The organism is Roseiarcus sp. (genome assembly GCF_052145395.1).
GTDB lineage: Bacteria > Pseudomonadota > Alphaproteobacteria > Rhizobiales > Beijerinckiaceae > Roseiarcus.
In genome coordinates, this window is record NZ_JBKQOT010000649.1 from 1 (window position 1) to 23,381 (window position 23,381).

Genomic DNA, 23,381 nt, shown 5'->3' on the forward strand with positions numbered 1-23,381 from the left:
GCAAATGGCGATCTCGCCGATCACGCTGAAGAAGACGCTGCTGCGCTGCATCGCCGACGAGGTCGATCACGCGGCGCTCGGCAAGCCGGCCAAGATCTGGATGAAATGCAACGCGCTGGTCGATCCCGAGATCATCGACGCGCTTTACGCCGCGAGCCAGGCCGGCGTCCAAATCGACATCGTCGCGCGCGGCATCTGCTGCCTCCGGCCGGGGGTCGAGGGACTCTCCGAGAACATTCGCGTGAAGTCCATCGTCGGACGGTTCCTCGAACACGCCCGCATCTATGCGTTCGGCGCCGGCCACGGCCTGCCGCACCCGAAGGCGAGGGTCTTCATTTCGTCGGCCGATCTCATGCAGCGCAACCTCGACCGCAGGGTCGAAGCCCTGGTCCCCCTGCTCAACCCGACGGTGCACGAGCAGGTGCTCAACCAGATCATGGAAGCCAATCTGAAAGACAATGAGCAGAGCTTCCGGATCCTGCCGGACGGTTCGAGCGTTCGGATCGTCCGCGCCGAGGGCGAGGAGCCGTTCAACGCGCACAGGTTCTTTCAGACGAATCCGAGCCTCTCGGGGCGTGGACAGGCGCTGAACGATCCCTTCCCGGTGGCGCCGCGCGTGCGCGCCTGATAAACGACCGCGTCGCTATTGTGGGCAGGTTTCGGCGGGGTCAGCATGTCGGACAATGTCGCGCAGGGCCGGTTGCCCGGCACGCCGGTCGCCATCGTCGACATCGGCTCAAACTCCGTTCGCCTGGTGGCTTACGAGTCGCATTCGCGCGCGCCCACACCCACCTTCAACGAGAAGGCGCTCTGCGGTCTTGGACGCGGCGTCGCCACCACCGGCCTTTTGCCGGAGGACGCGGTCGCCAAGGCGCTCGCCGCATTGCAGCGGTTCCGGGTGCTTTGCGACACCATGCGGATCGGCGACGTGCGCTGCCTTGCGACCGCGGCCGTGCGCGACGCGGCCAACGGCCCGCAATTTCTCGCCCTCGCCCGGCGCGCGATCGGATGCGAAATCGAGCTCATCAGCGGCGCGCAGGAGGCGAGGCTTGCGGCGCTCGGCGTGGTGAGCTCCATCCATGGCGCCGACGGCATTGTCGGCGATCTCGGCGGAGGTTCGCTCGAGCTGACCGACATCAGGGCCGGAACCGCCGGCGCCGGCCTCACCCTGCCGCTCGGCGGCCTATCGCTGATGGATCTGTCGGAGCGGTCGCCGAAAAAGGCGACGAAGATCGTTCGCGAGACGCTCGCCGGCGTGAAGTTGTTGCCGGGGCTCGCCGGGCGCACGTTCTACGCGGTCGGCGGGACGTGGCGCGCGCTGGCGCGCCTGCACATGCGTCAGCGCCAGTATCCGATGAACGTGATGCACAATTACGTCATTCCGACCAGCGACGCGCTCGAATTCGCTCGGCTGGTCGAAAGGATCGAGGCGGACGCCCTGATGGCGATCGAGTCCGTTTCCGCGGCGCGCCGTCCGCTGCTCGCCTACGGCGCCGCCGTGCTGGAGGAGATCATCCGGGTCGCCGCCCCGAAGGAGATCGTCGTCTCCGCGCTCGGGGTTCGCGAAGGCCTGCTCTATTCCCAGCTTCCGTCGGAGATTCAGGCCGAAGACCCGCTGATCGTCTCGGCGCGAGAGTTCAACCGCCTTCGGTCGCGCGCCCCGGCGCACGGGGAGGAGCTGTTCGAGTGGACCTCCCGCCTGCTCAAGTCGTCGCACCTCGAGGAGGACGAAGAAGACCGGCGGCTGCGCCACGCCGCCTGCCTCTTATCGGACATTTCCTGGCGCGCTCATCCGGACTATCGCGGCGCCCAGGCCTACGACCTCGTCGCCAACGCGGCTTTTATCGGGGTCCATCATCCCGCCCGGGCGTTCCTTGCGCTTGCGGCCGCCTATCGCCATCTGTCGAACGAGGATTTCGTCACGCCGCAGTCGCGCTCGCTGGTAAGCGCGCGCCAGCTCGACCGGGCCCGAATTCTCGGGGCGGCCATGCGGGTCGCCTACAACATCTCGGCGGCCATGCCGGGCGTTCTGCCGCGGGCGCCGATGATCTGCGAAAGGGGCCAGGTGGTCCTGACGCTGCCGGCGGGGCTCGCTCCGCTGAGCAGCGAGCGCCTTCAGTCCCGGATGCGGCAGTTCGCCCGCTTGATCGGCGGCGATCCGGAAATCAGGGCTGCGCTCTAGAAGCATAATAACGGTGTTTATATGTGTAATAAGGGCGCAATTCGGCTGATAGCTGGGATACGGGGGGCTCATTTGCAAAAGCCGTCCGCTGAGACCATATTGTTCGGGTCTAGTCCTGACGCCATCGGGACGGAGCAAGACCCCACCGGCGGTCCTTGAAACCGCCAAGGCGAGGAGATGTCGGTTATGGCGGCTGTCCAGGAGACGGTCGATCGCGTTCGTTCGATCGACGTCGATGCTTATAAGTACGGATTCATCAGCGCGATCGAATCCGACGTCGCGCCCAAGGGGCTCAACGAAGACATCGTCCGGTTCATTTCGGCGAAGAAGGAAGAGCCGGAGTGGCTGCTGGCTTGGCGGCTCGACGCGTATCGGCGCTGGCTCACGATGGACGAGCCGAAATGGGCGCGCGTCGATTATCCGCCCATCGACTTTCAGGACATTCACTATTTTGCCGCGCCAAAGACCGCGGCCGGGCCGAAGTCGCTTGACGAGGTCGACCCGGAGCTGCTGCGCACTTACGCGAAGCTCGGGATTCCCCTGGTCGAGCAGGAGATTCTCGCGGGAGTCGAAAGGCCGAGGGTCGCTGTCGACGCCGTCTTCGATTCGGTGTCGGTCGCCACGACCTTCAAGGCGGAGCTCGCGAAGGCGGGCGTGATCTTCTGCTCCTTCTCCGAGGCGGTGCGCCATCATCCGGAACTGGTCCGGCGCTATCTCGGATCGGTCGTGCCGAGTACCGACAATTATTACGCTACGCTCAACTCTGCGGTTTTTTCTGATGGCTCTTTCGTGTACGTGCCCCCGGGCGTGCGCTGCCCGATGGAGCTCTCGACCTATTTCCGCATCAACGAGAAGAACACCGGTCAGTTCGAGCGGACGCTGATCATCGCCGAAAAGCGCGCCTACGTCAGCTATCTGGAGGGGTGCACGGCGCCGAAGCGCGACGAGAACCAGCTCCACGCGGCTGTGGTCGAACTCGTGGCGATGGAGGACGCCGAGATCAAATACTCGACCGTGCAGAATTGGTACCCGGGCGATTCCGAGGGACGCGGGGGCATCTACAACTTCGTCACCAAGCGCGGCGATTGCCGCGGCGCGCGCTCGAAGATCTCCTGGACCCAGGTCGAGACCGGTTCTGCGATCACCTGGAAATATCCGTCCTGCATTTTGCGCGGCGAGTCCTCGCGCGGCGAGTTCTACTCGATCGCCATCTCGAATGGCCGCCAGCAGGTCGACAGCGGCACCAAGATGATCCACCTCGGGCGCAACACGACGAGCCGGATCATCTCCAAGGGCGTGTCGGCGGGCAAGTCGCAGAACACCTATCGCGGCCAGGTGTCGGCGCATCGGCTCGCAACCGGCGCGCGCAACTTCACCAACTGCGATTCCCTGCTGATCGGCCACGAATGCGGGGCGCACACGGTGCCCTATATCGAGGCGAAGAACGCCTCGGCGGTCATCGAGCACGAGGCGACGACGTCGAAGGTTTCGGAGGAGCAGCTTTTCTACTGCCAGCAGAGAGGACTATCGGCCGAGGAAGCCACCGCGCTGATCGTCAACGGATTCGTCCGTGACGTTCTGCAGCAATTGCCGATGGAGTTTGCGGTCGAGGCGCAGAAGCTGATCGCAATCAGCCTGGAGGGCAGCGTCGGATGACGACTTCCACTCCTCCCTACGTTTCGACAGCAGTCCGGAACCAAGGCGCGCGCTCCCATGCTTGAAGTCAAGAATCTCCACGTCTCCGTTCACGGAACGCCGATCCTCGATGGGTTGAGCCTCACCGTGCAGCCCGGCGAGGTCGCCGCAATCATGGGCCCGAACGGCTCCGGCAAGTCGACCCTCGCTTATGTCATCGCCGGCAAGCCGGACTACGAAGTGACGTCGGGCGAGATTTTGCTCGACGGCGAAGACCTTTTGGAGCTGCAAGCTGACGAGCGCGCCCGGAAGGGCGTATTCCTGGCCTTCCAATATCCGATCGAAATTCCCGGCGTCGCGACGATGACCTTTCTGAAGGCTTCGCTCAACGCGCGGCGCCGCGCCCGCGGCGAGGCCGACCTGACGACGCCGGAATTCATGCGCCGCGTCCGCGAGGCGTCACAGCGCCTGAAGGTCGATCAGGAGATCCTGCGGCGGCCGCTGAACGTCGGCTTCTCGGGCGGGGAAAAGAAGCGGATCGAGATCCTGCAGATGACGCTGCTTCAGCCGCGCTACAGCGTGCTCGACGAAACGGATTCAGGGCTCGACATCGACGCCCTGCGGGTCGTCTCGGAAGGCGTCAACGCTTTGCGCGATGCGAACCGCGGCTTCCTCATCATTACCCACTACCAGCGGCTCCTCGACCACATCAAGCCGGACGTCGTGCACGTCATGGCGAAGGGCCGCATCGTCGCGACCGGCGGACCGGAGCTCGCGCTCGAACTCGAGAAGAACGGCTACCGCGACTTCGCGGTTCAGGCTGCGTGAGACGCCAATGACCGCTCACGCTCCTTCCCGATCGACGGCGGAAGCCACGCTTGTCGAGCAGTTCGAGGCGTCGAAGAGCCTCGCGCGATCGCCGCGAAGAGCGGCCGCCTTCGAGCGCTTCGCGGCGTCGGGTCTTCCGACCCGCCGCGTGGAATCCTGGCATTACACCGATCTGCGCGCGGCGATGACGGTTGCGGCGCCGCTCGCCGCTTCGCCGGATCGCGCCGCGGTCGAGGCGGCGGGCGCCCTTCTCGCCGGCCGCGAGAAGGGCGGGGCGCGGCTCGTCACCGTGAACGGCAGGTTAGCGCCAGAGTTGAGCGACGCCTTGCCGGCGGGCGCCGTGGTCGCGAGCCGGGAAGGGCGCGCATCGGGCGCCGAGGACCCGATGGCGTCGCTGGTCGAAGCGATGGCGCCGGACGTCCTCGCCGTCGACGTCGCGGCCGGAGCGGAGCTCGCCGCTCCGGTCGAGATCGCGCATGTCACTGTCGGCGAAGGCGCCTATTCGCTTTATTCCTGGACCGAGATCGCCGTCGGTGCCGGCGCTCGCGCGACGGTGGTCGAGACCTTTCTCGGCGGTACGGCCGCCGTCCAACGGCATGCCGCGACGACGCTGAAGCTCGCCGAAGGGGCGAAGCTGAAGCACGTCTCCGTGGTGGGCGACGACCCGGAGCTTCATCTCGAGAGCCAGCTCGTCGACCTGGAAGCGGAGGCGGAGCTGAGCGCCTTCGGCTTCGTTTCGGGCGGCGCATTGAGCCGCCGTCAGATCTTCGCCAAGCTCGCAGGAGCGGGGGGTAAGATCGCGCTTAGCGGCTTGGCCCTGCTCGAGGGGACACGGCGGGCCGACACGACTCTTCAGGTCGTGCATGCTGCGCCGCGCGGGGTCAGCCGCGAATTCTACCGGGCGATTGTCGCAGACGAGGCGATCGGGGTCTTCCAGGGCAAGGTCATCGTCGCGCCCGGCGCGCAGAAGACCGACGGCGCGATGAAGTCGCAGGCCGTGCTGCTTTCGCCGCAGGCGCAGATGAACGCGAAGCCCGAGCTCGAGATTTTCGCCGACGATGTGATCTGCGGGCACGGAGCGACCGTCGCCTCGATCGATCCGGAGCAGATCTTTTATCTGCAGACCCGGGGCCTTCCGAAGGACGAGGCGGAGTCGATGCTCCTGGAAGCCTTCGGCGTCGAGGCGATCGACCGTGTCGAGGACGAAGTGCTGGCGAATGGGCTGCGGGCGCTCCTCGCGGCTTGGTTGGGCGCGGGGCGCAGGACCGCGGCGACGCAACCCAGGACGACGGGAGCCGGCGCGTGAACGATATCGTCCGACCGACCGTCGAGCCCTACGACGTCGCGAAAATCCGTGAGGATTTTCCGATTCTGGCCGAGCGCCCGTACGGCAAGCCGCTCGTCTATCTCGACAATGCGGCCTCGGCCCAGAAGCCGAAGGCCGTGCTCGATCGGCTGACCTACGCCTACGAGCACGAATACGCCAATGTCCACCGCGGCCTTCACTATCTCGCCAACGCCGCGACGGAAGCCTACGAGGCCGCGCGCGAAACCGTGCGCCGCTTCCTGAACGCCGCCTCGACCGACGAGATCGTCTTCACGCGGTCCGCCACCGAGGCGATCAATCTGGCCGCCGCCAGCTTCGGCCTGAAGCATATTGGCGCGGGTGACGAGATCGCCCTCAGCGTCATGGAGCACCATTCCAACATCGTCCCGTGGCACTTCCATCGCGAGCGGAAGGGCGCCGCCTTAAGCTGGATCGACGTCGGCGACGACGGATCGTTCTCGCTTGAGGCTTTCGAAAAGGCGCTGAGCGGCCGGACAAAGATCGTCGCGATCACGCAAATGTCGAACGTTCTCGGCACCGCGCCGCCGATCAAGGAGATCATCAGAATCGCGCATGCGCGCGGAGTCAAGGTTCTGGTCGACGGGTCGCAGGGCGCCGTCCATCTCTACGTCGACGTCCGCGATCTCGATGCGGACTTTTATGCGGTGACCGGCCACAAGCTCTATGGGCCGACCGGCATCGGCGTCCTATACGGCAAGCGCGAACTGCTCGAGTCTTTGCCGCCGTTCCTTGGCGGCGGCGAGATGATCGAGGAGGTGACGCGCGACACGGTCACCTACAACCGTCCGCCGTATCGGTTTGAGGCCGGCACGCCGCCGATCGTCCAGGCGATCGGGCTCGGCGCTGCGCTCGATTACATGGAAGGGATCGGCCGGGCTCGGATTCGCGCGCACGAGGAGGCGCTGAGCGCCTACGCGCACAAGCGGCTTTCCAGGATCAACTCGCTGCGAATCATCGGCACGGCCACGGGCAAGGGTCCGATCCTGTCCTTCACCATGGAGGGCGCCCATGCGCACGACATCGCGACGCTGATCGACCGCTCCGGTGTTGCGGTGCGCGCGGGAACGCATTGCGCCATGCCGCTTCTGCAGCGGTTCGGCGTGACGTCGACTTGCCGCGCCTCCTTCGCCCTCTACAATACTTTCGAAGAAGTCGACGCGCTCGCCGACGCCCTGGATCGCGCCCAGAAACTCTTCGCGTAGGAGACCGTGGGATGAATGACGCGCCCACCGCTGCCGCTTCGCAGCAGCCGGCCGCTCTGAAGCCGAAGCCGCCGTCGCAGATGACGGCGGAGGAACTGCAAGCGCTGACCGAGGCGATCGTGGCCGCGCTGAAGACGGTTTACGATCCGGAGATCCCCGCCGACATCTACGAGTTGGGGCTCATCTACAACGTCGACATCGACGACGGCCGATTCGTCGCCATCGACATGACCCTCACGGCCCCGGCCTGTCCGGTTGCTGGCGAAATGCCGGGCTGGGTGGAGAACGCCGTCGGGGTCGTGCCGGGCGTCGCGGGGGTGAAGGTCAACATGGTGTTCGATCCGCCATGGGATCTGAGCCGCATGTCCGACGAGGCGCGCGTCGCCCTCGACATGTGGTGATCCGAACGGACCGGCCTGGCGCGTTGGCGCGCTCCTGCCATTTTCGAGTCGGTTTCGAGCCTTCTGAACGTCTTGCGGGGCCTCTTTCGATTCTTTGATTCTATGGGCGCGCCCGCGATGCAACGCCCGCGATGCAACGGCTTGCGCGTGGGAGTAGGGTCCGTCAGCATCGGCAGGCGACTTGAGCTGTCGGACTGAGGGACGCCGTGAACGCAGCGCTGTTGAACGACCCGCGTGTGCGGGGCCTCTTCTACCAGGGATTGTTGATCGCGGTCCTCGGCGCATTGCTGATCGGCGGCGCCTATAACGCCTATGTGAACATGGTGGCCCGCGGCATTCCGATGGGCTTCGGCTTTTGGAGCCAGGTCGCGGGCTTCGACATCAACCTGCACCTGATCCCCTATTCGGGCGTGTCGACCTACGGGCAGGCCTTCTGGGTCGGCCTCGCCAACACCCTGCTCGTCGCGGCCATCGGAATCCCGCTCACGACGCTGCTGGGTTTCGCCGTCGGCCTCGCGCGCCTGTCGCCGAACTGGCTTCTGTCGCGATCCGCGCTTCTATATACTAATATTATGCGTGATATACCGCTGCTGCTGCAATTGCTGTTCTGGTACAACGCCGTTCTGAAATCGCTGCCCGGGCCCCGTCAGTCGATCAGCGTCGGCGGACTCGTTTTTCTCAACAACCGCGGTCTTTTCCTGCCTGCTCCGGTTCCTCTGTCCGGCGCGCCATGGTTCGCGGCTGCGGCCGGCGCAGCCGCGCTCGCAGCTCTCCTCTACCGCCATTGGGCGCGGCGTCGGCAAGAACTGACGGGGGCGCAGGCGCCCGTCGGCTGGGTCTCAGCTGGCTTGCTGATCGGATTGCCTGCGATGGCGATCGCAGGCTTTGGCGCTCCTTTCGCGCTCGATGTGGCCAAGCTCTCGGGCTTCAATCTGCGAGGCGGGATTCCCGTGATCCCCGAGCTTGCGGCGCTGGTCTTCGGTCTCGTCACGTTCACAGCGGCCTTCATCGCCGAGATCGTCCGCGCCGGCGTGCAGGCGGTGGCGCACGGGCAGGTCGAGGCGGCCGCGGCGCTCGGATTGCACCGGGGCCTGGCGGACAGGCTGGTCGTCGTTCCCCAGGCGATGCGCCTGATCGTCCCGCCGCTGACCTCGCAATATGTCAACCTCGTCAAGAACTCTTCGCTCGCGGTTTTCGTCGGATATCCGGACCTCGTTCAGATTTTCGCAGGGACGGTGCTGAACCAGACGCAGGCGGCGGTGCAGGTCATGGCGATCACCATGGCGGTCTATCTCGCCATCTCGATCGCGGTGGCGGTCGCGCTGAACGTCTACAACGCCCGTCACGCGTTGAAGGAGCGCTGAGTGTCGGACGCGATCGCCTTCGTCAGAGCGCGGCCGGAGCCTCTGGATCCGCCGCCGACCTTTTCCCGCGGGGCGCTCGCCTGGGCGAGGTCGAACCTCTTCTCGTCGCTGGGCTCCAGCCTGACGACCTTCGTCTTCGTGGCCTTGGCGGCGTGGCTGCTGCCGCCGCTCTTCCGGTGGGCGACGGTGAACGCGGTCTGGAGCGCCCCGGACGGCGTCCTCTGTCGGCAAAATCAGGATGGCGCGTGTTGGGCTTTTGTCGCGGCCAAGCTCGACTACCTTCGCTTCGGCTCCTATCCGGTTGCGGAGCGCTGGCGGGTCGACGTCGTCGAAGCCTCCGGCGCCGGGCTGATCGCCTGGCTTCTCTGGCCGTCGGCGCCGAAGCGGGCGTGGGGCGCGCTCCTCTTTTTCGTCGTCTATCCGATCGCAGCCTTCTTCCTGCTGCGCGGGTCGCCGACGGTCGGCTTGCCTGTGGTCGATACGCTGCTCTGGGGCGGCATTTTTGTCTCGCTGCTGACGGCGCTGGTGGGGATTGTCTTTTCCCTGCCGCTCGGCGTCCTGCTCGCGCTCGGGCGGCGCTCGGAATTGCCGGCCGTGCGGCTGGCGAGCGTCCTGTTCATCGAGTTCGTGCGCGGCGTGCCCTTCATCACCGTCCTGTTCATGGCGAATACGATGCTGCCGCTGTTCCTCCCCGAGGCCTGGACGCCGGACCGGTTCTTGCGGCCGCTGGTCGGCATCGCGCTGTTCTCGGCCGCCTATATGGCCGAGGAGGTTCGCGGCGGCCTCCAATTGCTGAACCGCGGCCAATACGAAGGCGCGATGGCGCTCGGCCTCAACTATCCCCGCATGATGGCTCTTGTGATTCTGCCGCAGGCGCTGACGATGGTCATCCCAGGGATCGTCAACAATTTTGTCGGGCTGTTCATGGATACGACGCTGGTGTCGATCGTCGGCATCACCGATTTCCTCGAGGCGATGAACAACGCTTTCAAGGACCCGGTCTGGAGCGGTCCGACCATCATGGCGACCGGCTACGTCTTCGCCGGAATGTTCTATTTCGTCTTCTGCTATGGCATGGCCCGCTATTCGGCCACCGTCGAGCGCACGCTCGCCAGGGGGCGCAAGCGATGAGGGCTTCAGCGTCGACAGAGACCCTCGAGGCCGCGGTCGAATTCGTGGCCGTCCACAAGTGGTACGGCGCGTTTCACGCCCTGCGCAACATCAACCTGACGGTGCGGCGCGGGGAACGCATTGTCGTGTGCGGCCCTTCCGGCTCGGGGAAGTCGACGCTCATCCGTTGCGTCAATCGGCTCGAGGAGCATCACCGCGGATCGATCGTGGTCGACGGGGTGGAGCTGACGCCGGACGTCAAGCGGATCGACGAGGTGCGGCGCGAAGTCGGCATGGTCTTTCAGAGCTTCAACCTGTTTCCGCACCTGACGGTTCTCGAGAACTGCACGCTGGCGCCGATCTGGGTTCGCCGCATGCCGAAGCGCGAAGCCGAGGACCTCGCGATGAAACTGCTCGCCCGAGTGAAGATTCCGGAACAGGCCGGAAAGTATCCGGGCCAGCTGTCCGGCGGCCAACAGCAGCGGGTCGCCATCGCGCGCGCTCTCTGCATGAACCCGAAGATCATGCTCTTCGACGAGCCGACCTCAGCGCTCGATCCCGAAATGGTCAAGGAAGTGCTGGATACGATGACTGCGCTCGCCCAGGATGGCATGACGATGATCGTCGTCACCCACGAAATGGGCTTTGCGCGGCAGATCGCGGATCGGGTCGTATTCATGGACAACGGCGAGATCGTCGAGATCAATGCGCCGGACCCGTTCTTCGACCATCCCCAGCATGAGCGGACAAAGCTCTTCCTGCGGCAGATCCTGCGGTGAGCGTCGCCGCCGGTCGGCGCATTCCCGCAGGGACCGGTTTTCCGTAAGATGAATCGATTCGATCTGCAGCCGGGCTGACGCTGATGACTTCAAGATCCGTTGCGCAGCCGATCGCCGCAGGCGTCGTCACCGCCTTTGTCGGGTTCGCGTCATCCTTCGCCGTCATCCTCAAGGGTCTCACCGCCGTCGGCGCGACGGACGCCGAGGCCGCGTCCGGCCTGATGGCTTTATCGATCGCGATGGGCGTTGCCGGCATTGTGCTGAGCCTCGCGTCGCGCATGCCCGTGTCCGCCGCCTGGTCGACCCCCGGCGCGGCCCTGCTGGCTGCGACCGGCGCAGCGCCGGGGGGATTTCCGGCCGCGGTCGGCGCCTTTCTCGTCGTCGGGCTCCTTCTGATTTCCGCCGGGCTCTTCCGGCCGTTCGCGCGTCTCGTCGCCGCAATTCCCGGGCCGCTCGCCAACGCCATGCTGGCCGGCGTTCTGTTCGGCCTTTGCCTCAAGCCGATCGCCGCGCTGATCGAGGCGCCGTTTAGCGCGACGCTCATTGTGCTGGCGTGGCTGATCGTGTCGCGGTGGAAAAGGACCTACGCAACGCCGCTCGCCGCGCTCGTCGACGGGCTGGTGATCGCCGCAAGCGGCCCGGCCGCGGGTTTCGACCTGGCGACGATCACCCCGCGTCCCGAGTTCGTTGCGCCGACGTTCTCATTGGGAGCGATCGTCGGCATCGCTGCACCCTTGTTCATTGTCACCATGGCTTCGCAGAACCTTCCGGGCCTGGCCGTTCTCGGAGCTTATGGCTACCGCCCCGATCCGGGCCGGCTGGTGTGGACGACGGGCGCCTTCAGCCTGGCCGCGGCTCCGTTCGGAGGTCATGCGGTGAATCTGAGCTCGATCACGGCTGCGCTGTGCGCCTCCCCCGACGCTTCGGCCGATCCGGCAAAGCGCTGGATCGCCGCGGCGACTGCCGGGGCGACCTACGTCATATTCGGGCTGCTCGCCGGCGCCGTGACGGCCTTCGTGTCCGGAGCGCCGATTCTCGTCGAGGCGGTCGCCGGCCTCGCGCTGCTCAATCCGTTCGGATCCGCGGTGCATAACGCGCTCGCGGACAGCCAGGAGCGCGAGGCGGCGCTGGTCACCTTTCTCGTCACGGCTTCCGGCGTCACGATTTACGGCGTCGGCGGAGCGTTCTGGGGGCTGCTCGCTGGCGGCGCCGTGCTGGTCCTGACCCGCGCCGGCGCGTCGCCGCTGAACCGTCAGGCGCCGTAAAGCCAGTCGTAGCGCGCGCTGAGGCGCCGCGGCCCGACGAGGCGCATCGTGGCGTCGCGCGCGACGGCCATTGCGCCTTTCAGATGATAGATCCGGCCTTGCCGCAACGCCTCGGCCTGAATGCGCGTTGCACGCGAAACGCGTGCGCGCGAATAGGTTGCGAGCGCCTGAGGAACGTCGTCGATCTCCGCAAGCGCCGCGGCGAGCACGCCGGCGTCCTCGATTGCCTGTGCTGCGCCTTGTGCGAGGAAGGGGACCATGGGGTGGGCGGCGTCGCCCAGCAGCGCGATGCGGCCGAGCGCGAACGAACCGAGCGCCGGGCGCGCGTAGAGCGGCCAGGCGCGCCAGTTCGTGGCCGAGGCAATGAGCTTGCGGGTCGAGGACGACCAACTGGCGAAGGCGCGCTCGAGCGTCGGGCGGTCGGCGACGCCGTCCCAAGGATGCTCGGTCTCGCCGAAGCGCCACGATTCCTCGATCACCGCGACGACATTGACGACCGAGGCGCCGCGCAAGGGATAGTGCACCAAATGCGCGTTGGGTCCGAGGCGCAGGACGACGCGAGCCTGCTTCCAGCGGGGCTCGACGAGGCCCGCAGGGATTGTCGCGCGAAACGCGACGCGCCCGGTGAAGGCAAGGCCGTCTGTTCCCCTGGCGAACTTCTCGCGTATCCGCGATCGCAAGCCGTCGGCGCCAATCAGCAGATCGGCGCCCTCTTCTACGGTCGCCGCCCGTTGCGTCACTTCGATGTCCACCCGCTCGCCGGCCGTAACGTTCGACACGGTCGATCCTAGTCGCAGCCGGATATTCTTGCGCTCCGTCGCCCGGGCCAGAGCCTGCTGCAGGTCTGCACGGTGCAGGGCAAGATAGGGCGCTCCCCACCGGCGCTCCGCGTCCTCCAGGGAAAGGCGCATCAGGACGGCGTCATCCGAGCCGCGCAGCGCAGAGACGGCGTCCGGGACCATCGCGACGTCGCGGACCGCTTCCAGCGCGCCGAGCCTCGCCAGCACGCGGGTCGCGTTCGGGGTGAGTTGAAGCCCGGCGCCGAATTCCTCGAGCGCTTCGGTCCGCTCGTAGATCGTGACGTCGAGACCCGCTTTCGACACGGCCAGCGCCGCCGCCAGACCGCCGACGCCGGCGCCGGCGACGATCGCGCGCCTGGTCACTGGACTCACGCCGCGGCCTTCAGTTCGCACTCCGGCGGCGCGCAGATTCCGCTCAAGGCGCCGTCATAGACGTAGCGCGTCGAGCAATAGGAGCAGATCGCCTCGTCGTCCGATCCCATGTCGATGAAGATATGCGGGTGATCGAACGGCGGCTTCGCGCCCGTGCACATGAACTCTCGCACCCGAACCTTGATCGTATTAACCCCAAGATCATTATGGAAATGCGGGATGGTATGATCGGCCATATTGCAGGATCCCTCTTCGGCGGTCGGCCTTTAAGCACGTTCGCTCGCGCGCCGCCAGCCGAGGACGCCTTCAGATCGGAACGACATCGACCTCGACTTCGAGTTGATGGCTTCCGTGTGAGAGGACCATGCTTTCGATCGGTGAGGCGTCCGAATAGTCGCGGCCCCGGGCGACCTCGACATGATCGTTGTGCACGGCGAGCGCGTTGGTCGGATCGAAGTCCGTCCACCCCATTGACGAGCCGCACCACAGCGACACCCAAGCGTGCGAGGCGTCGGTGCCGGCGAGCCGATCCTTGCCGGGCGGCGGAATTGTGCGAATGTAGCCGCTGACGTAGAGGGCTGGCAGCCCCAGGCCGCGCAGAGCCGCAATCATGATGTGGGCGAAGTCCTGGCAGACGCCGTGGCGATGCTCGAATGCGACCTGAGCGGGCGTGCTGACTTCCGTAGAGCCGGGATCGTAGGCGAAGTCGGCGCGGATCCGCCGCGCCAAGTCCATCGCCGCCTCGTAAACCGGGCGTCCTGCAGTGAAACTCTTTCGCGCGTAGGCCGTGGCCTCGTCGAAAAGCGACAGCGCGCGGGATGGATAGAGGCCTATCGCAGGGCAGTCGGACGCAAGCGACGGCGCGATCAGCGCCTCCGCGGCGACCGTCTCCCACGGCGGCGACAGCTCCAGCACCGCCGGACGGTCGAGATGCACTCGCGACATCGCTTCCACGATCAACTCACGATGCGGTTTCTCGATCCTGAGGCTCAGCACAGCATTGCCGAAGGCGTCGACGCGTTCGCTTGGCGGCAAACACGGAGGTTCGGTCTTGAGGCTGAAGCGCTCGAGGAACTGGCCGTCGCGAGAAACCGGCTTCAGGCGCAGGATGCCGGTCGTCAGCTCGACCGTGGCTCCGTAAGTGTAACGTGTGACGTGGGTGACGTTGCAGTTCACGCGAGACCCGTGATCTTTTCCGCCCGGCCGTGGGCGGCGCCCTGCAGGAAGTATCGCGCCGCGATCGCGTTCGCCAGCGCCAACAGACGCTGTTCGACGCCTAATATTCTCGAATCATCCAGGCTCTCGGCCCGTTCAGTCGCCAGTTCGGCGCGAAGCAGCGTCGTCAGCCTGCGCGGCTCCTCGAGGATCCCGTCGCGCCGCAGCACTGGCAGCGTCGCGATGCCTTCGTCGATGCGATTGACCTGAGAGGCGACCGAACGCGGATTGAACGGGTCGAGAAGCGCCATGTCGCGCACTGGCGCGAGGGCGACGCCGACCAGATAGCGGGAGCTGTAAGTGATCTGCGAGTCGATCATGTCCAGCATGACGCTGAGCGTCTGCTCCGTGGCGTCGCCGCCTGCGAATTGCCGCAGCAGCCGGCAAGTGTTCGCTCCGCGCTCGACGCACCGCCCCATGACGTAGAACACCCAGCCGGCGCCGCGATTGAAGTTCTCGTCGAACAGTCCGGACAGGGCAGCGATCACGGTCAAGCCCTCGTCCGTCAGGTCGACGATTTCCCCGGCAGTAAGCGGACGGTCGGCGGCGACATCAATCGCGCTCTCCAACTGGCCAATCAGTTCCCAGGTTTTGTAGGTCAGTCGCTCCCGAATCACCGACGCGGCCGTGCGCGCCGAGCGCGCGAGCGACAACGCCGAGCCATGGCGGTTCGCATCGCGCAGTCCCTGGTCGCTGGCCGCGGCGGCGCCCTCCTTCAGGGTCGTCGCGTCGACGGCGCCCCATCCAACCAGCACCCCCATCAGCCGGTCGAGCGCCTGACGTCCGACGCGCATCGGGGCGTCTGGGTCGACGGAGCGGGCGGCGAGGCACCTCACAACCCGCAACGTCGCCTCCGCCCGCTCCAGATAGCGTCCGAACCAGAACAGGTTGTCCGCGGCCCGGCTCGGCAGATTGCCGAGGAGCCGCGTGATGCGCACGCTGTCCGGGCTCGGCAGCAGGCTCGAGACTTCCACCGGGTCTTCCGCGAGAACCCAAACGTCAGCGGATTCGACGCCGTCTCCCATCGACACGGCGCGCGCGTCGGACCGATCGGAGATTCGGCAGAAGCCGCCGGGCATGACCCGCCAGCCCTTCGGGGTTGCGGCGCAATAGACGCGCAGGACGAAGGGGCGGGGTTCGAGGCCGTCCTCGACCCATCGGGGCGTCGTCGACAGGCGGACGACCTCCTGCCCGACGAAGTCCATGCCGCGCGTAGCGATCGCGTCCCGCAGGCGACCTCTTTCGCCGACGGAGAGTTCCTCGCCGATGACGCTCGAGCGTCCTGTCATTCCAGGCAATTCGTTGCCGAAAGCCGGCGCGATCGAGATCGAGTCGAATTCATCGAGGACGCGTTCGCGCTCCTGGGGCTGGCCGCACCACCACGTCGCGGTGTTCGGCATGCGCAGGTCCTGTCCGAGAAGCTTTCGCGCCAGCGCGGGAAGGAAGGCCAGCATGGCGCGCGATTCGATGAAGCCGGTTCCCGGCATGTTTTCGACCGCGACGCCGTCCTGCCGGATCGCTTCAAACATTCCCGGGACGCCGATGCGCGACGACGCATTCAATTCCAAAGGATCGCACCAGTCCGCGTCGATGTGGCGCCAGATGACGTCGCAGCGCTTCAGGCCGGCGATGGTGCGGACGAATACCCGCCCCTCGCGCATGACGAGATCATCGCCCTCGACCAGCAGAAAGCCGAGATAGCGCGCAAGGTAGGCTTGCTCAGAATAGGTGAGGCTCAGCGGGCCAGGACTGAGGATCGCGATTCGAGGTTCCGAGCGTTGACCGGCCGATTTGAGGCCCGCCCCGAGCGCGCGAAAAAAGGGCGCCAGCCGCTGGACATTCAGCTGTGAATAGAGACCTGAGAACGCTTGTGAGACGACGAGCCGGTTCTCCAGGGCGTAGCCGCAGCCCGACGGCGCCTGTGTTCTGTCGCCCAGCACCCACCACCCTCCGTCGGGGCCGCGGCCGATGTCGAGGGCGTACAGGCGCAGCCACCGTCCGCCCGGGGGCGTTACCCCGCGCATGGCGGCGACATAATCCACCGATCCGGTGATTGCAGCGGCCGGAAGAGCGCCGCTGGCGATCAAGCCGCCGCCGCCATAGACGTCCGCCAGAACCCTCTCGACTAGTTCGGCGCGCTGGCAGACGCTTTCGGCGATTTCGCGCCATTCGGCCTCGGTAATCAGCAGCGGCATCCGGCCGATCGGCCAGGCGCGCTCGTCTTTTTCACCCGCCACGCGGTAGGAGAGGCCCCGGTTGCGGATCCGGCGGTCCGCCGCGGCAAAAAGCTGCCGCATCTCGCTCGGGTCGAAGGCGGCGAAAGCCGAGAGCATGCGTCGCCAGTGCGGACGGAACCGGCCGTCGGCGTCGACGAACTCGTCAGGGATGCCGGGAAGCGGCGCGTAGGTGCGCGTCCAGGCGTCGAGCCGCTGCATGCCTCGGTCGTCAGAGGCGACGGCAGTCGTGAATCGTCTGGACACGCAAGCCCCGTCGTTCCTGGCGCCCGGGCCACCAAGATCCCCCGCGGCCGCCCAAGCGCGTACTATGCCTGCCAAAGTGGCTTCGCGCCAGCAGGGACCTCCCTGTTCCTTTGCGGGATAACGCACAAACATATGCTGTATAATTGGGGCAAAAAAAGGGCGGCGCTGCGTCAGTTGGCGGCGGAGCGCAAGCCTTCTATGCTGCTCGGAGTCATGTAGTTGGGGATCCGAGGTGTCGATACCGGTCAAGCAAGCCACCGTCGTTCTCGCCGTGCTGTTGGCATTGTCGCCTGTCCGAGCGGACTCGCTCGATCCGGATTTGATTTTTCGTAAGTCGACCACATTCAAGCTTCTGACCCCGAACGACAAACTTGCCGTCTACGGCATCGATGATCCTGTTGTGGACGGCGTCGCCTGTCACTACACGACGCCCGAGAAGGGCGGCCTGACCGGTGCGCTTGGATTAGCGGAGCAGACGTCGGATATTTCGCTTGCGTGTCGGCAATATGGGCCGATCAAGTTTAAGGACAAATTCTCTCAAGGAGACGTCGTCTTCAGCGAGCGTCGTTCCATTTTCTTTAAGACGATGCAGATCGTGAGAGGATGCGACACGAAGCGAAATATACTTGTTTACATGACCTATAGCGACAAGCTTGTTGAAGGTTCGCCGAAAAATTCAACCTCGACGGTGCCGATTCAGCCCTGGGCAGCGGGCGCCGGCGACGTCCCAAAGTGCGCGGATTATCTTCGCTAGCTTTACTTAGTCGCCGCAAGTGATGAAATACGGCCGCATCGTCGCCGGCGGATCGGTGACGCCCTCGTCGGAACGGCCGAACTTCAGCGCTGTGCCACGTCCATGAGCCTCGCACCAGGCGTCGGCGACGACATGGCCGCACTCGCCGCCTTCAGCGAGACAGTCCTCAACGCCGTAGCCTGGAGCCGCCGCGATGACGAACGTGATCGGCTCCTGTGCGGAGACGCCGCCCGAGAACGAGATGGACATAACGGCGCTAAGAGACGCGACCATCGCGGACTGAAAGATTGTCGACAACGCCATAACTCGCCCTTGACCAAGGTCCGAGAGTTCGAACCCCATCGCATATGGTCTAACGTTCGCATAAACGCGCAGTTAACGCCCCCTTCCGCAGGACATGTGGCCCTACGGAAACGCGCGCCGTGCGAGTGCCGGATTCGTGAAGAAAAATCAAGCCGCCGGATTCGACGATCGCTCGATGCGCTCGATCAGCCCGCGCGTCACGCTGCCGGTCGTCGGAAGCGTCGGAATCAGGCAGGCCTGCAGCGAATGATAAATATCGTTCTTGCCGAAGAAGGGGTCTGAATTCGGCCTCAGGGCGTCGTCCACCTGGGCTCGCCAGCCTCCGTATCGCCTGTCGATGAAACGAGTCGCCACGAAGCTCCAGATCCGACGGTACCAATCCTCATAAAGCGAGTCGCCGAAGATGGCGTTGAGAAAGGCTGCGGCGCCGATGCCTTCGCAGCAGGGCCACCAGTATCGGTCGCGAATTCGCGGCTGTCCGTCCCAGTCGAGCGTGTAATAGAAGCCGCCCAGGACGCGGTCCCATCCGTCCGTCGTCGCCTGGGCGAAGAGCGACTTGGACGCGTCCCGTAGCCAATCCTGCTTTCGTTCCCCAAGTTCCCAGATCTGAAGCAGGAGACGGGACCACTCCAGCGAGTGTCCGGGCGTCGTGCCGTAAGGCCGGAACATCGGGCTGCCGGCGTAATCGCTGTTGACTCGCCAGTCTGAGGTGAAATGCTCCGGAAGCCGCCAATGATGCGCGGCGGCGTTGGCATCGACGATTCGTGCGGCGACGCGCTCCGCCATGCGAAGATAGCTCGAATCTTCGGTCGCCTCGAAGGCCGCCATCAGGGCCTCGGTCAGGTGCATGTTTGAGTTCTGCCCGCGATAGGAATCGAAGGGACGCCAATCCCTTGTGAATTCCTCCGCGACGGCTCCAAACCGCTCTTCCCAGAACCGGTCTCGAATGACCGTGGAAACGTCCGCGAGCAAGCGCTCGGCGTCCGGATGGCCAGCGACTTTCGCGCTCGAGGCGGCGAGAAGGACGAACGCGTGACCATACGCCTGCTTGACGCTGTCCACTGGTCCCTCGTAACCAACCCCCCAGAAGTATCCGCCACACTCCTCGTCGCGGTGGCCGTTCCAAAGGAAATTCATGCCATGGTCGACGATGACGTCGGCGCCGGGCCGGCCCATCAGGTGGGCGATCGAAAAGGCGTGAACAATTCTCGTCGTCGCGAAGAGGTAGCGCGCTGGCGCCCCTCCGGCCCCATAGCCGGGAGCGGTCGGGTGACCCCTATCGTCGAGATCGTAAAATCCGCCGAGCGGATTGACGATGTTGCGCTCATAGAAGGCGAACAACGCCTCGGCTTGCTGATTGAGCCACGTTTGATGGCTTTGCAAGGCGACCCACTTGCCGTTGGTCGGCGCGATGGCGAAAGATTTCATGAGATGCGGCCAGTTCGGAAAACCACGCGGGCGAACAATGCTATGCAAGCCGGCGTCGCGCAAGGCGTCGCGACCCGCAAGCCTTTCACGCAGCGCGAGGGCGCGAGTCACTTGATCGCGAAGGCTGGCCCGGCCAGTCTGTGCGCGTGCAGCCGTCAGGCTGCCAATCCATGCGGAACGTCCGAATGAATGTCTTGATACTGGGTTCAGGCGGGCGCGAACATGCGCTGGCCCGCGCCTGCGCCCGGTCGCGGGAAGTCGGCAAATTGATCGTTGCTCCTGGCAATCCTGGTTGTGCGGCCGTTGCTCGCACCCGCGCTGTGGACCTCATGGACCACGGCCAAGTCATCGCCCTTTGCAGACAGGAAGAAATCGATCTCGTCGTGGTTGGGCCGGAGGCGCCCCTCGTGGCGGGAATCGTGGACGATTTGGCGAGGGAAGGCATTGCCTGTTTCGGCCCATCGCGCGCCGCGGCCCAACTCGAGGGGTCGAAGGGTTTCGCCAAGGACTTCTGCCGCGAGTTCGGCATTCGAACCGCCGAGTACAGCCGCTTTCGGAACCGCGAGGACGCGAGGGCTTACATTCGAGACCGAGGCGCGCCAATCGTTGTGAAGGCCGACGGACTGGCGGCCGGCAAGGGCGTGGTTGTCGCTGCGACAATCGAGGAGGCAGAAGCGGCCGTCGACACGTTGCTGCCTGACTCTGGATCTGCTGGCGCCGGGTTGGTTGTCGAGGAATTCCTCGATGGCGAAGAGGTGTCGTTCTTCGCCCTCTGCGACGGCGCCGCGGCGACTCCGTTTGCGAGCGCTCAAGACCACAAGCGCGTAGGGGAAGGCGATACGGGCCCCAACACGGGCGGCATGGGCGCCTATTCGCCGCCGCCGATCATGACACCGGAGATGAGCGATCGAGTCATGCGCGAAATCGTCATGCCGACCGTGCGCGGCATGGCTGTGCGCGGCACGCCGTTTCGTGGCGTGCTCTTTGCGGGTTTAATGATCGGGAAGGACGGGCCGAAGCTCATCGAGTTCAACGTCAGGTTCGGCGACCCGGAGACCGAAGCGATCATCGAGCGCCTGACGGACGACCTACCGCGATTGCTCGAGGCCTCTGCGAAAGGCGCCTTGCCGCGCATTGCACCACACTTCAGCGCCGATGCGGCGCTGACGGTCGTCATGGCTGCACGCGGCTATCCGGGCGAGCCCCTGAGGGGCACGCGGATTTCGGGAATTGAGCAGGCAGAGCGCATGCCGGGCGTCGTGGTCTTGCAGGCTGGCACGCGCCGCGAGGGCGACGCGATCCTTGCCGACGGGGGACGCGTATTGGCAGTAACGGCGCTTGGCCGCACTGTGAGCGAAGCGCAGAGCCGCGCTTATTCGGCGGTCGACCGCATCGACTGGCCCGGAGGGTTCTGTCGCCGCGATATCGGTTGGCGCGCCGTCGCTCGCGAACGCGGACACAACTCCTGATGGCGATGCGTGATCTTGTCACGGGCCCGGAGCGTCCGACGGTAGCGATCGCGCTCGGCAGCGGCGGCGCGCGGGGAATCGCTCATGTCGCCGCTTTGGAAACGCTCGACGAGCTCGGCATTCGTCCAACCGCCATTGCTGGAACCTCGATGGGGGCTGTCGTGGGCGCCGCCTACGCCGCCGGACTGGAGGCGCGCGACATTCGTAGTCACGTCCTGAAGGTTCTCCGCAACCGCTCGAATGTGATGGGAAAGTTGCTTCGAGCGAGAGTAGGTCGCTTCGCCGATCTCGTGCTGCGTGGGCGCGGCAACCCCGTACTGCTCGATCCCGAGATCTTTCTCGAGTTGTTCTGGCCGCGGGGTGTACCGGCAGCGTTCGAGGACCTCGCGATCAGGACAATCGTCGTCGCGACGGACTATTCGGCTCGCAATGAGGCCGTATTCCAGTCTGGACCCCTGACGTCGGCCGTGGCGGGCTCAATGGCGATTCCCGGACTGTTTCGGCCGGTCGAAAGCGAAGGCAGTCTGCTGATCGACGGCGGCGCGGTGAATCCGCTCCCGTACGATCACCTTTTCGACCTCGCCGACATCGTGATCGCCGTCGACGTCACTTTCGGCAGGCGGTCCCGTGCGCGCCGCGCACCGACCCCGCTCGAGTCTATGTTCGGCGCCGCCCAAATCATGCAGGGCGCGATCACAGCGCAAAAGATCAGGCACAGGCCGCCGGACATTCTCATTCGACCCAAAGTTGAGCAGTTCGGCCTGCTCGATTTCTTCCGAGCCGGCCAGATCCTGCGCGCGGCCGAATCCAGCAAGGACGAGCTTCGCGCCGCGATCAGGTCTCGGATAAAGATGCTTCGGACCGCTTGAAGACCGACCCGGCCAGCAAAGACTCGCGGCGCATGAGCTCGCGGCCTGAGAGGGCTGTGCGGCCGGACCTCTGGCCTTGCAAGACGCGGATCGCGCCCTTGCCGCAGGCGACCGTCATGGCTTTGTCCAGGACCGTTCCCGGGGCTCCACCCGAGCTCGCCGTTTCCGCGCGCAAGATCTTGATGCGCTCAACCTTGTCCCGGATGACGAGATTGGAGAAGGCGCCGGGCGCAGGCGAAAGACCATGGATATGATTGCGAACGGCTTCGGCGTCGCGCGTCCAGTCGATTTCCGTTTCGCCCTTATCGATCTTGCGCGCGTAGCAGGCGCCGACGCTCGCCTGCTCGGTGAACTCCAGGCTTCCGGACTCCAGAGCGTTGAGCCCGCGAATGGCCATTTGGGCCGCGATCTGCGCCAGGCGATTCGCCAGATCCCCGGCGGTGTCTTGCGGTCGAATGGGGACGACCTCGCGCAGGGCGATCGGGCCAGTGTCCAATCCCTCCTCCATACGCATGAGGTCGACGCCGGTTGCAGGATCTCCGGCCATGATCGCCCGCTGGATTGGAGCGGCGCCGCGCCATCGCGGGAGGAGAGATCCATGCAGGTTGAGGCAGCCAAATTGGGTCGCGGTCAGGATCGCCGGAGGCAACAGCAGGCCATAGGCAATGACGAGTCCGACATCGGCCCCATGGCTTTTGAACGCCGCTTGGGCCTCCTCGGTCTTCAGCGATGCCGGCGTGTGGACCGGAATTCCCAACGATTCTGCCGTTTCATGAACTGGCGTCTTCCGGATTTCCAGGCCACGGCGGCCGCCCGGTTTCGGCGCCCGGGTATAAACGGCCACGACGCGGCGCCCGCTTCTGACGATTTGACGCAGTGTCGGAACAGAAAATTCCGGGGCGCCCATGAAGACAACTCGCATCATTTGCGGATAGCATCGGCTGGGTTAACCGTCAAAGCGGATGGGCGTCCCGCTTCCGGCCTCACATTCGGTGAGAAGCCCAGCAAGCTACAAGTGCTTGGTTTCCCACTGGAGCGGAAGAACGTGTCGGACAAGTCAACTGGACTTATTAACATTAGAGTGTATTACGAGGACACGGATTTCTCGGGCAGAGTTTACCACGCCTCGTACCTCCGGTTCCTTGAGCGGGGTCGAACCGAGTGGTTGCGTAGCTTCGGCTTCGCCCACCGCGAACTCGCGGCGAGCAATGCGGTCACGTTCGCCGTGCGACGCCTTCAGATCGAGTACCGGGCCGCGGCGCTGATGGACGATTGGCTCGATGTCGAGACCCGAGCGTCGCGGATCCGAGGCGCATCGCTCGAGTTTCATCAACGCGTTGCACGCGACGGCCAGGAACTCGTAACGGCGACGGTGCTCGTTGCAGCCATTCGCGGTGATCGGCCAGCGCGGATACCCGAATCTCTGCGGCGCGCAATCGGTCACAGGGCTAACGAGTCCTGACCACGCGTCATGACATTCTCGGATCAAGAGCCCGATCGAAGCGCGACGCGAGCGAGTCCAGACGTTCGCCCAGACGAAGCTCGAGATCATGGATGTCGGTGCGATTCGGAAGCGC

At 65.3% G+C, this 23,381-nt stretch carries 21 protein-coding genes and 1 pseudogene; 15 read left to right on the forward strand and 7 right to left on the reverse strand.

All coding sequences use genetic code 11. The features are described 5' to 3' along the window. The 11 genes and pseudogenes from ACLP25_RS22360 to ACLP25_RS22410 form a co-directional block, all read left to right on the forward strand. Positions 1-628: pseudogene (locus ACLP25_RS22360) on the forward strand (RNA degradosome polyphosphate kinase); the annotation flags it as partial. 45 nt (positions 629-673) lie between these two features. After that, a complete protein-coding gene (gene ppx / locus ACLP25_RS22365; RefSeq protein WP_442471342.1) occupies positions 674-2,182 on the forward strand; it encodes an exopolyphosphatase in 1,509 nt (502 codons plus the stop codon). A 186-nt stretch (positions 2,183-2,368) separates the two neighbouring features. Beyond that, positions 2,369-3,838: a Fe-S cluster assembly protein SufB gene (gene sufB / locus ACLP25_RS22370; protein WP_442471343.1), complete on the forward strand. Its 1,470-nt coding sequence runs from the start codon at positions 2,369-2,371 to the stop codon at positions 3,836-3,838. A 57-nt stretch (positions 3,839-3,895) separates the two neighbouring features. Beyond that, a complete protein-coding gene (gene sufC / locus ACLP25_RS22375) occupies positions 3,896-4,645 on the forward strand; it encodes a Fe-S cluster assembly ATPase SufC (protein ID WP_442471344.1) in 750 nt (249 codons plus the stop codon). A gap of 7 nt (positions 4,646-4,652) precedes the next feature. Further along, positions 4,653-5,951, forward strand: a complete 1,299-nt coding sequence (gene sufD, locus ACLP25_RS22380) for a Fe-S cluster assembly protein SufD (protein WP_442471345.1) — start codon at positions 4,653-4,655, stop codon at positions 5,949-5,951. A 5-nt stretch (positions 5,952-5,956) separates the two neighbouring features. Further along, positions 5,957-7,195 carry a cysteine desulfurase gene (locus tag ACLP25_RS22385; protein ID WP_442471359.1) on the forward strand — a complete coding sequence of 413 codons (1,239 nt, stop codon included), beginning with the start codon at positions 5,957-5,959 and terminating at the stop codon, positions 7,193-7,195. Positions 7,196-7,275: 80 nt separating this feature from the next. Continuing rightward, entirely contained in the window at positions 7,276-7,596 is a 321-nt protein-coding gene (locus ACLP25_RS22390) for an SUF system Fe-S cluster assembly protein (protein WP_442471360.1), read from the forward strand. 206 nt (positions 7,597-7,802) lie between these two features. Continuing rightward, entirely contained in the window at positions 7,803-8,960 is a 1,158-nt protein-coding gene (locus ACLP25_RS22395) for an amino acid ABC transporter permease (RefSeq protein ID WP_442471346.1), read from the forward strand. Beyond that, complete coding sequence (locus ACLP25_RS22400) at positions 8,961-10,091, forward strand: amino acid ABC transporter permease (protein WP_442471347.1); 1,131 nt, start codon at positions 8,961-8,963, stop codon at positions 10,089-10,091. It abuts the gene before it with no gap. Continuing rightward, positions 10,088-10,849, forward strand: a complete 762-nt coding sequence (locus ACLP25_RS22405; protein WP_442471348.1) for an amino acid ABC transporter ATP-binding protein — start codon at positions 10,088-10,090, stop codon at positions 10,847-10,849. The genes ACLP25_RS22400 and ACLP25_RS22405 overlap by 4 nt, the downstream gene beginning before the upstream one ends. 83 nt (positions 10,850-10,932) lie before the next feature. Further along, complete coding sequence (locus ACLP25_RS22410; protein WP_442471349.1) at positions 10,933-12,114, forward strand: benzoate/H(+) symporter BenE family transporter; 1,182 nt, start codon at positions 10,933-10,935, stop codon at positions 12,112-12,114. On the opposite strand, the gene ACLP25_RS22415 is transcribed toward ACLP25_RS22410, so the two are convergent. From ACLP25_RS22415 to ACLP25_RS22430, 4 genes are all read right to left on the reverse strand, one after another. Continuing rightward, complete coding sequence (locus tag ACLP25_RS22415) at positions 12,102-13,286, reverse strand: FAD-dependent monooxygenase (protein ID WP_442471350.1); 1,185 nt, start codon at positions 13,284-13,286, stop codon at positions 12,102-12,104. The genes ACLP25_RS22410 and ACLP25_RS22415 overlap by 13 nt on opposite strands. Continuing rightward, positions 13,283-13,522: a zinc-finger domain-containing protein gene (locus ACLP25_RS22420; protein ID WP_442471351.1), complete on the reverse strand. Its 240-nt coding sequence runs from the start codon at positions 13,520-13,522 to the stop codon at positions 13,283-13,285. The genes ACLP25_RS22415 and ACLP25_RS22420 overlap by 4 nt, the downstream gene beginning before the upstream one ends. Positions 13,523-13,592: 70 nt before the next feature. Next, positions 13,593-14,462: a transglutaminase family protein gene (locus ACLP25_RS22425; RefSeq protein WP_442471352.1), complete on the reverse strand. Its 870-nt coding sequence runs from the start codon at positions 14,460-14,462 to the stop codon at positions 13,593-13,595. After that, entirely contained in the window at positions 14,459-16,981 is a 2,523-nt protein-coding gene (locus ACLP25_RS22430; RefSeq protein ID WP_442471353.1) for a circularly permuted type 2 ATP-grasp protein, read from the reverse strand. The genes ACLP25_RS22425 and ACLP25_RS22430 overlap by 4 nt, the downstream gene beginning before the upstream one ends. A gap of 238 nt (positions 16,982-17,219) precedes the next feature. Between ACLP25_RS22430 and ACLP25_RS22435 the strand changes: the two genes are divergently transcribed. Next, a complete protein-coding gene (locus ACLP25_RS22435; protein ID WP_442471361.1) occupies positions 17,220-17,735 on the forward strand; it encodes a CreA family protein in 516 nt (171 codons plus the stop codon). Positions 17,736-17,741: 6 nt separating this feature from the next. On the opposite strand, the gene ACLP25_RS22440 is transcribed toward ACLP25_RS22435, so the two are convergent. Both ACLP25_RS22440 and ACLP25_RS22445 read right to left on the reverse strand, forming a co-directional pair. Next, entirely contained in the window at positions 17,742-17,984 is a 243-nt protein-coding gene (locus tag ACLP25_RS22440; protein ID WP_442471354.1) for a hypothetical protein, read from the reverse strand. Between the two features lie 201 nt (positions 17,985-18,185). After that, positions 18,186-19,466 (reverse strand): AGE family epimerase/isomerase, encoded by a 1,281-nt coding sequence (locus tag ACLP25_RS22445; RefSeq protein WP_442471355.1) that lies wholly within the window; start codon positions 19,464-19,466, stop codon positions 18,186-18,188. 185 nt (positions 19,467-19,651) lie between these two features. Between ACLP25_RS22445 and purD the strand changes: the two genes are divergently transcribed. Further along, complete coding sequence (gene purD, locus ACLP25_RS22450; RefSeq protein ID WP_442471356.1) at positions 19,652-20,935, forward strand: phosphoribosylamine--glycine ligase; 1,284 nt, start codon at positions 19,652-19,654, stop codon at positions 20,933-20,935. Next, positions 20,935-21,804 carry a patatin-like phospholipase family protein gene (locus ACLP25_RS22455; protein WP_442471357.1) on the forward strand — a complete coding sequence of 290 codons (870 nt, stop codon included), beginning with the start codon at positions 20,935-20,937 and terminating at the stop codon, positions 21,802-21,804. The genes purD and ACLP25_RS22455 overlap by 1 nt, the downstream gene beginning before the upstream one ends. Here ACLP25_RS22455 and fmt read toward each other — a convergent pair. Continuing rightward, entirely contained in the window at positions 21,770-22,681 is a 912-nt protein-coding gene (fmt, locus tag ACLP25_RS22460) for a methionyl-tRNA formyltransferase (protein WP_442471362.1), read from the reverse strand. The genes ACLP25_RS22455 and fmt overlap by 35 nt on opposite strands. On the opposite strand from fmt, the gene ybgC reads away from it, so the two are divergent. Further along, positions 22,577-23,266 carry a tol-pal system-associated acyl-CoA thioesterase gene (ybgC, locus tag ACLP25_RS22465; RefSeq protein WP_442471358.1) on the forward strand — a complete coding sequence of 230 codons (690 nt, stop codon included), beginning with the start codon at positions 22,577-22,579 and terminating at the stop codon, positions 23,264-23,266. The genes fmt and ybgC overlap by 105 nt on opposite strands. Positions 23,267-23,381: the final 115 nt, after the last annotated feature.

Excerpts from the sequence above, each read along its gene's own strand:
- ybgC (WP_442471358.1), top strand. The coding sequence starts at position 22,577 with ATGAACTGGCGTCTTCCGGATTTCCAGGCCACGGCGGCCGCCCGGTTT.
- ACLP25_RS22440 (WP_442471354.1), bottom strand. The coding sequence starts at position 17,984 with ATGTCCATCTCGTTCTCGGGCGGCGTCTCCGCACAGGAGCCGATCACG.
- ACLP25_RS22445 (WP_442471355.1), bottom strand. The coding sequence starts at position 19,466 with ATGAAATCTTTCGCCATCGCGCCGACCAACGGCAAGTGGGTCGCCTTG.
- sufC (WP_442471344.1), top strand. The coding sequence starts at position 3,896 with ATGCTTGAAGTCAAGAATCTCCACGTCTCCGTTCACGGAACGCCGATC.
- ACLP25_RS22390 (WP_442471360.1), top strand. The coding sequence starts at position 7,276 with ATGACGGCGGAGGAACTGCAAGCGCTGACCGAGGCGATCGTGGCCGCG.
- ACLP25_RS22455 (WP_442471357.1), top strand. The coding sequence starts at position 20,935 with ATGGCGATGCGTGATCTTGTCACGGGCCCGGAGCGTCCGACGGTAGCG.
- ppx (WP_442471342.1), top strand. The coding sequence starts at position 674 with ATGTCGGACAATGTCGCGCAGGGCCGGTTGCCCGGCACGCCGGTCGCC.
- ACLP25_RS22420 (WP_442471351.1), bottom strand. The coding sequence starts at position 13,522 with ATGGCCGATCATACCATCCCGCATTTCCATAATGATCTTGGGGTTAAT.
- sufD (WP_442471345.1), top strand. The coding sequence starts at position 4,653 with ATGACCGCTCACGCTCCTTCCCGATCGACGGCGGAAGCCACGCTTGTC.
- purD (WP_442471356.1), top strand. The coding sequence starts at position 19,652 with ATGAATGTCTTGATACTGGGTTCAGGCGGGCGCGAACATGCGCTGGCC.
- ACLP25_RS22410 (WP_442471349.1), top strand. The coding sequence starts at position 10,933 with ATGACTTCAAGATCCGTTGCGCAGCCGATCGCCGCAGGCGTCGTCACC.
- sufB (WP_442471343.1), top strand. The coding sequence starts at position 2,369 with ATGGCGGCTGTCCAGGAGACGGTCGATCGCGTTCGTTCGATCGACGTC.
- ACLP25_RS22405 (WP_442471348.1), top strand. The coding sequence starts at position 10,088 with ATGAGGGCTTCAGCGTCGACAGAGACCCTCGAGGCCGCGGTCGAATTC.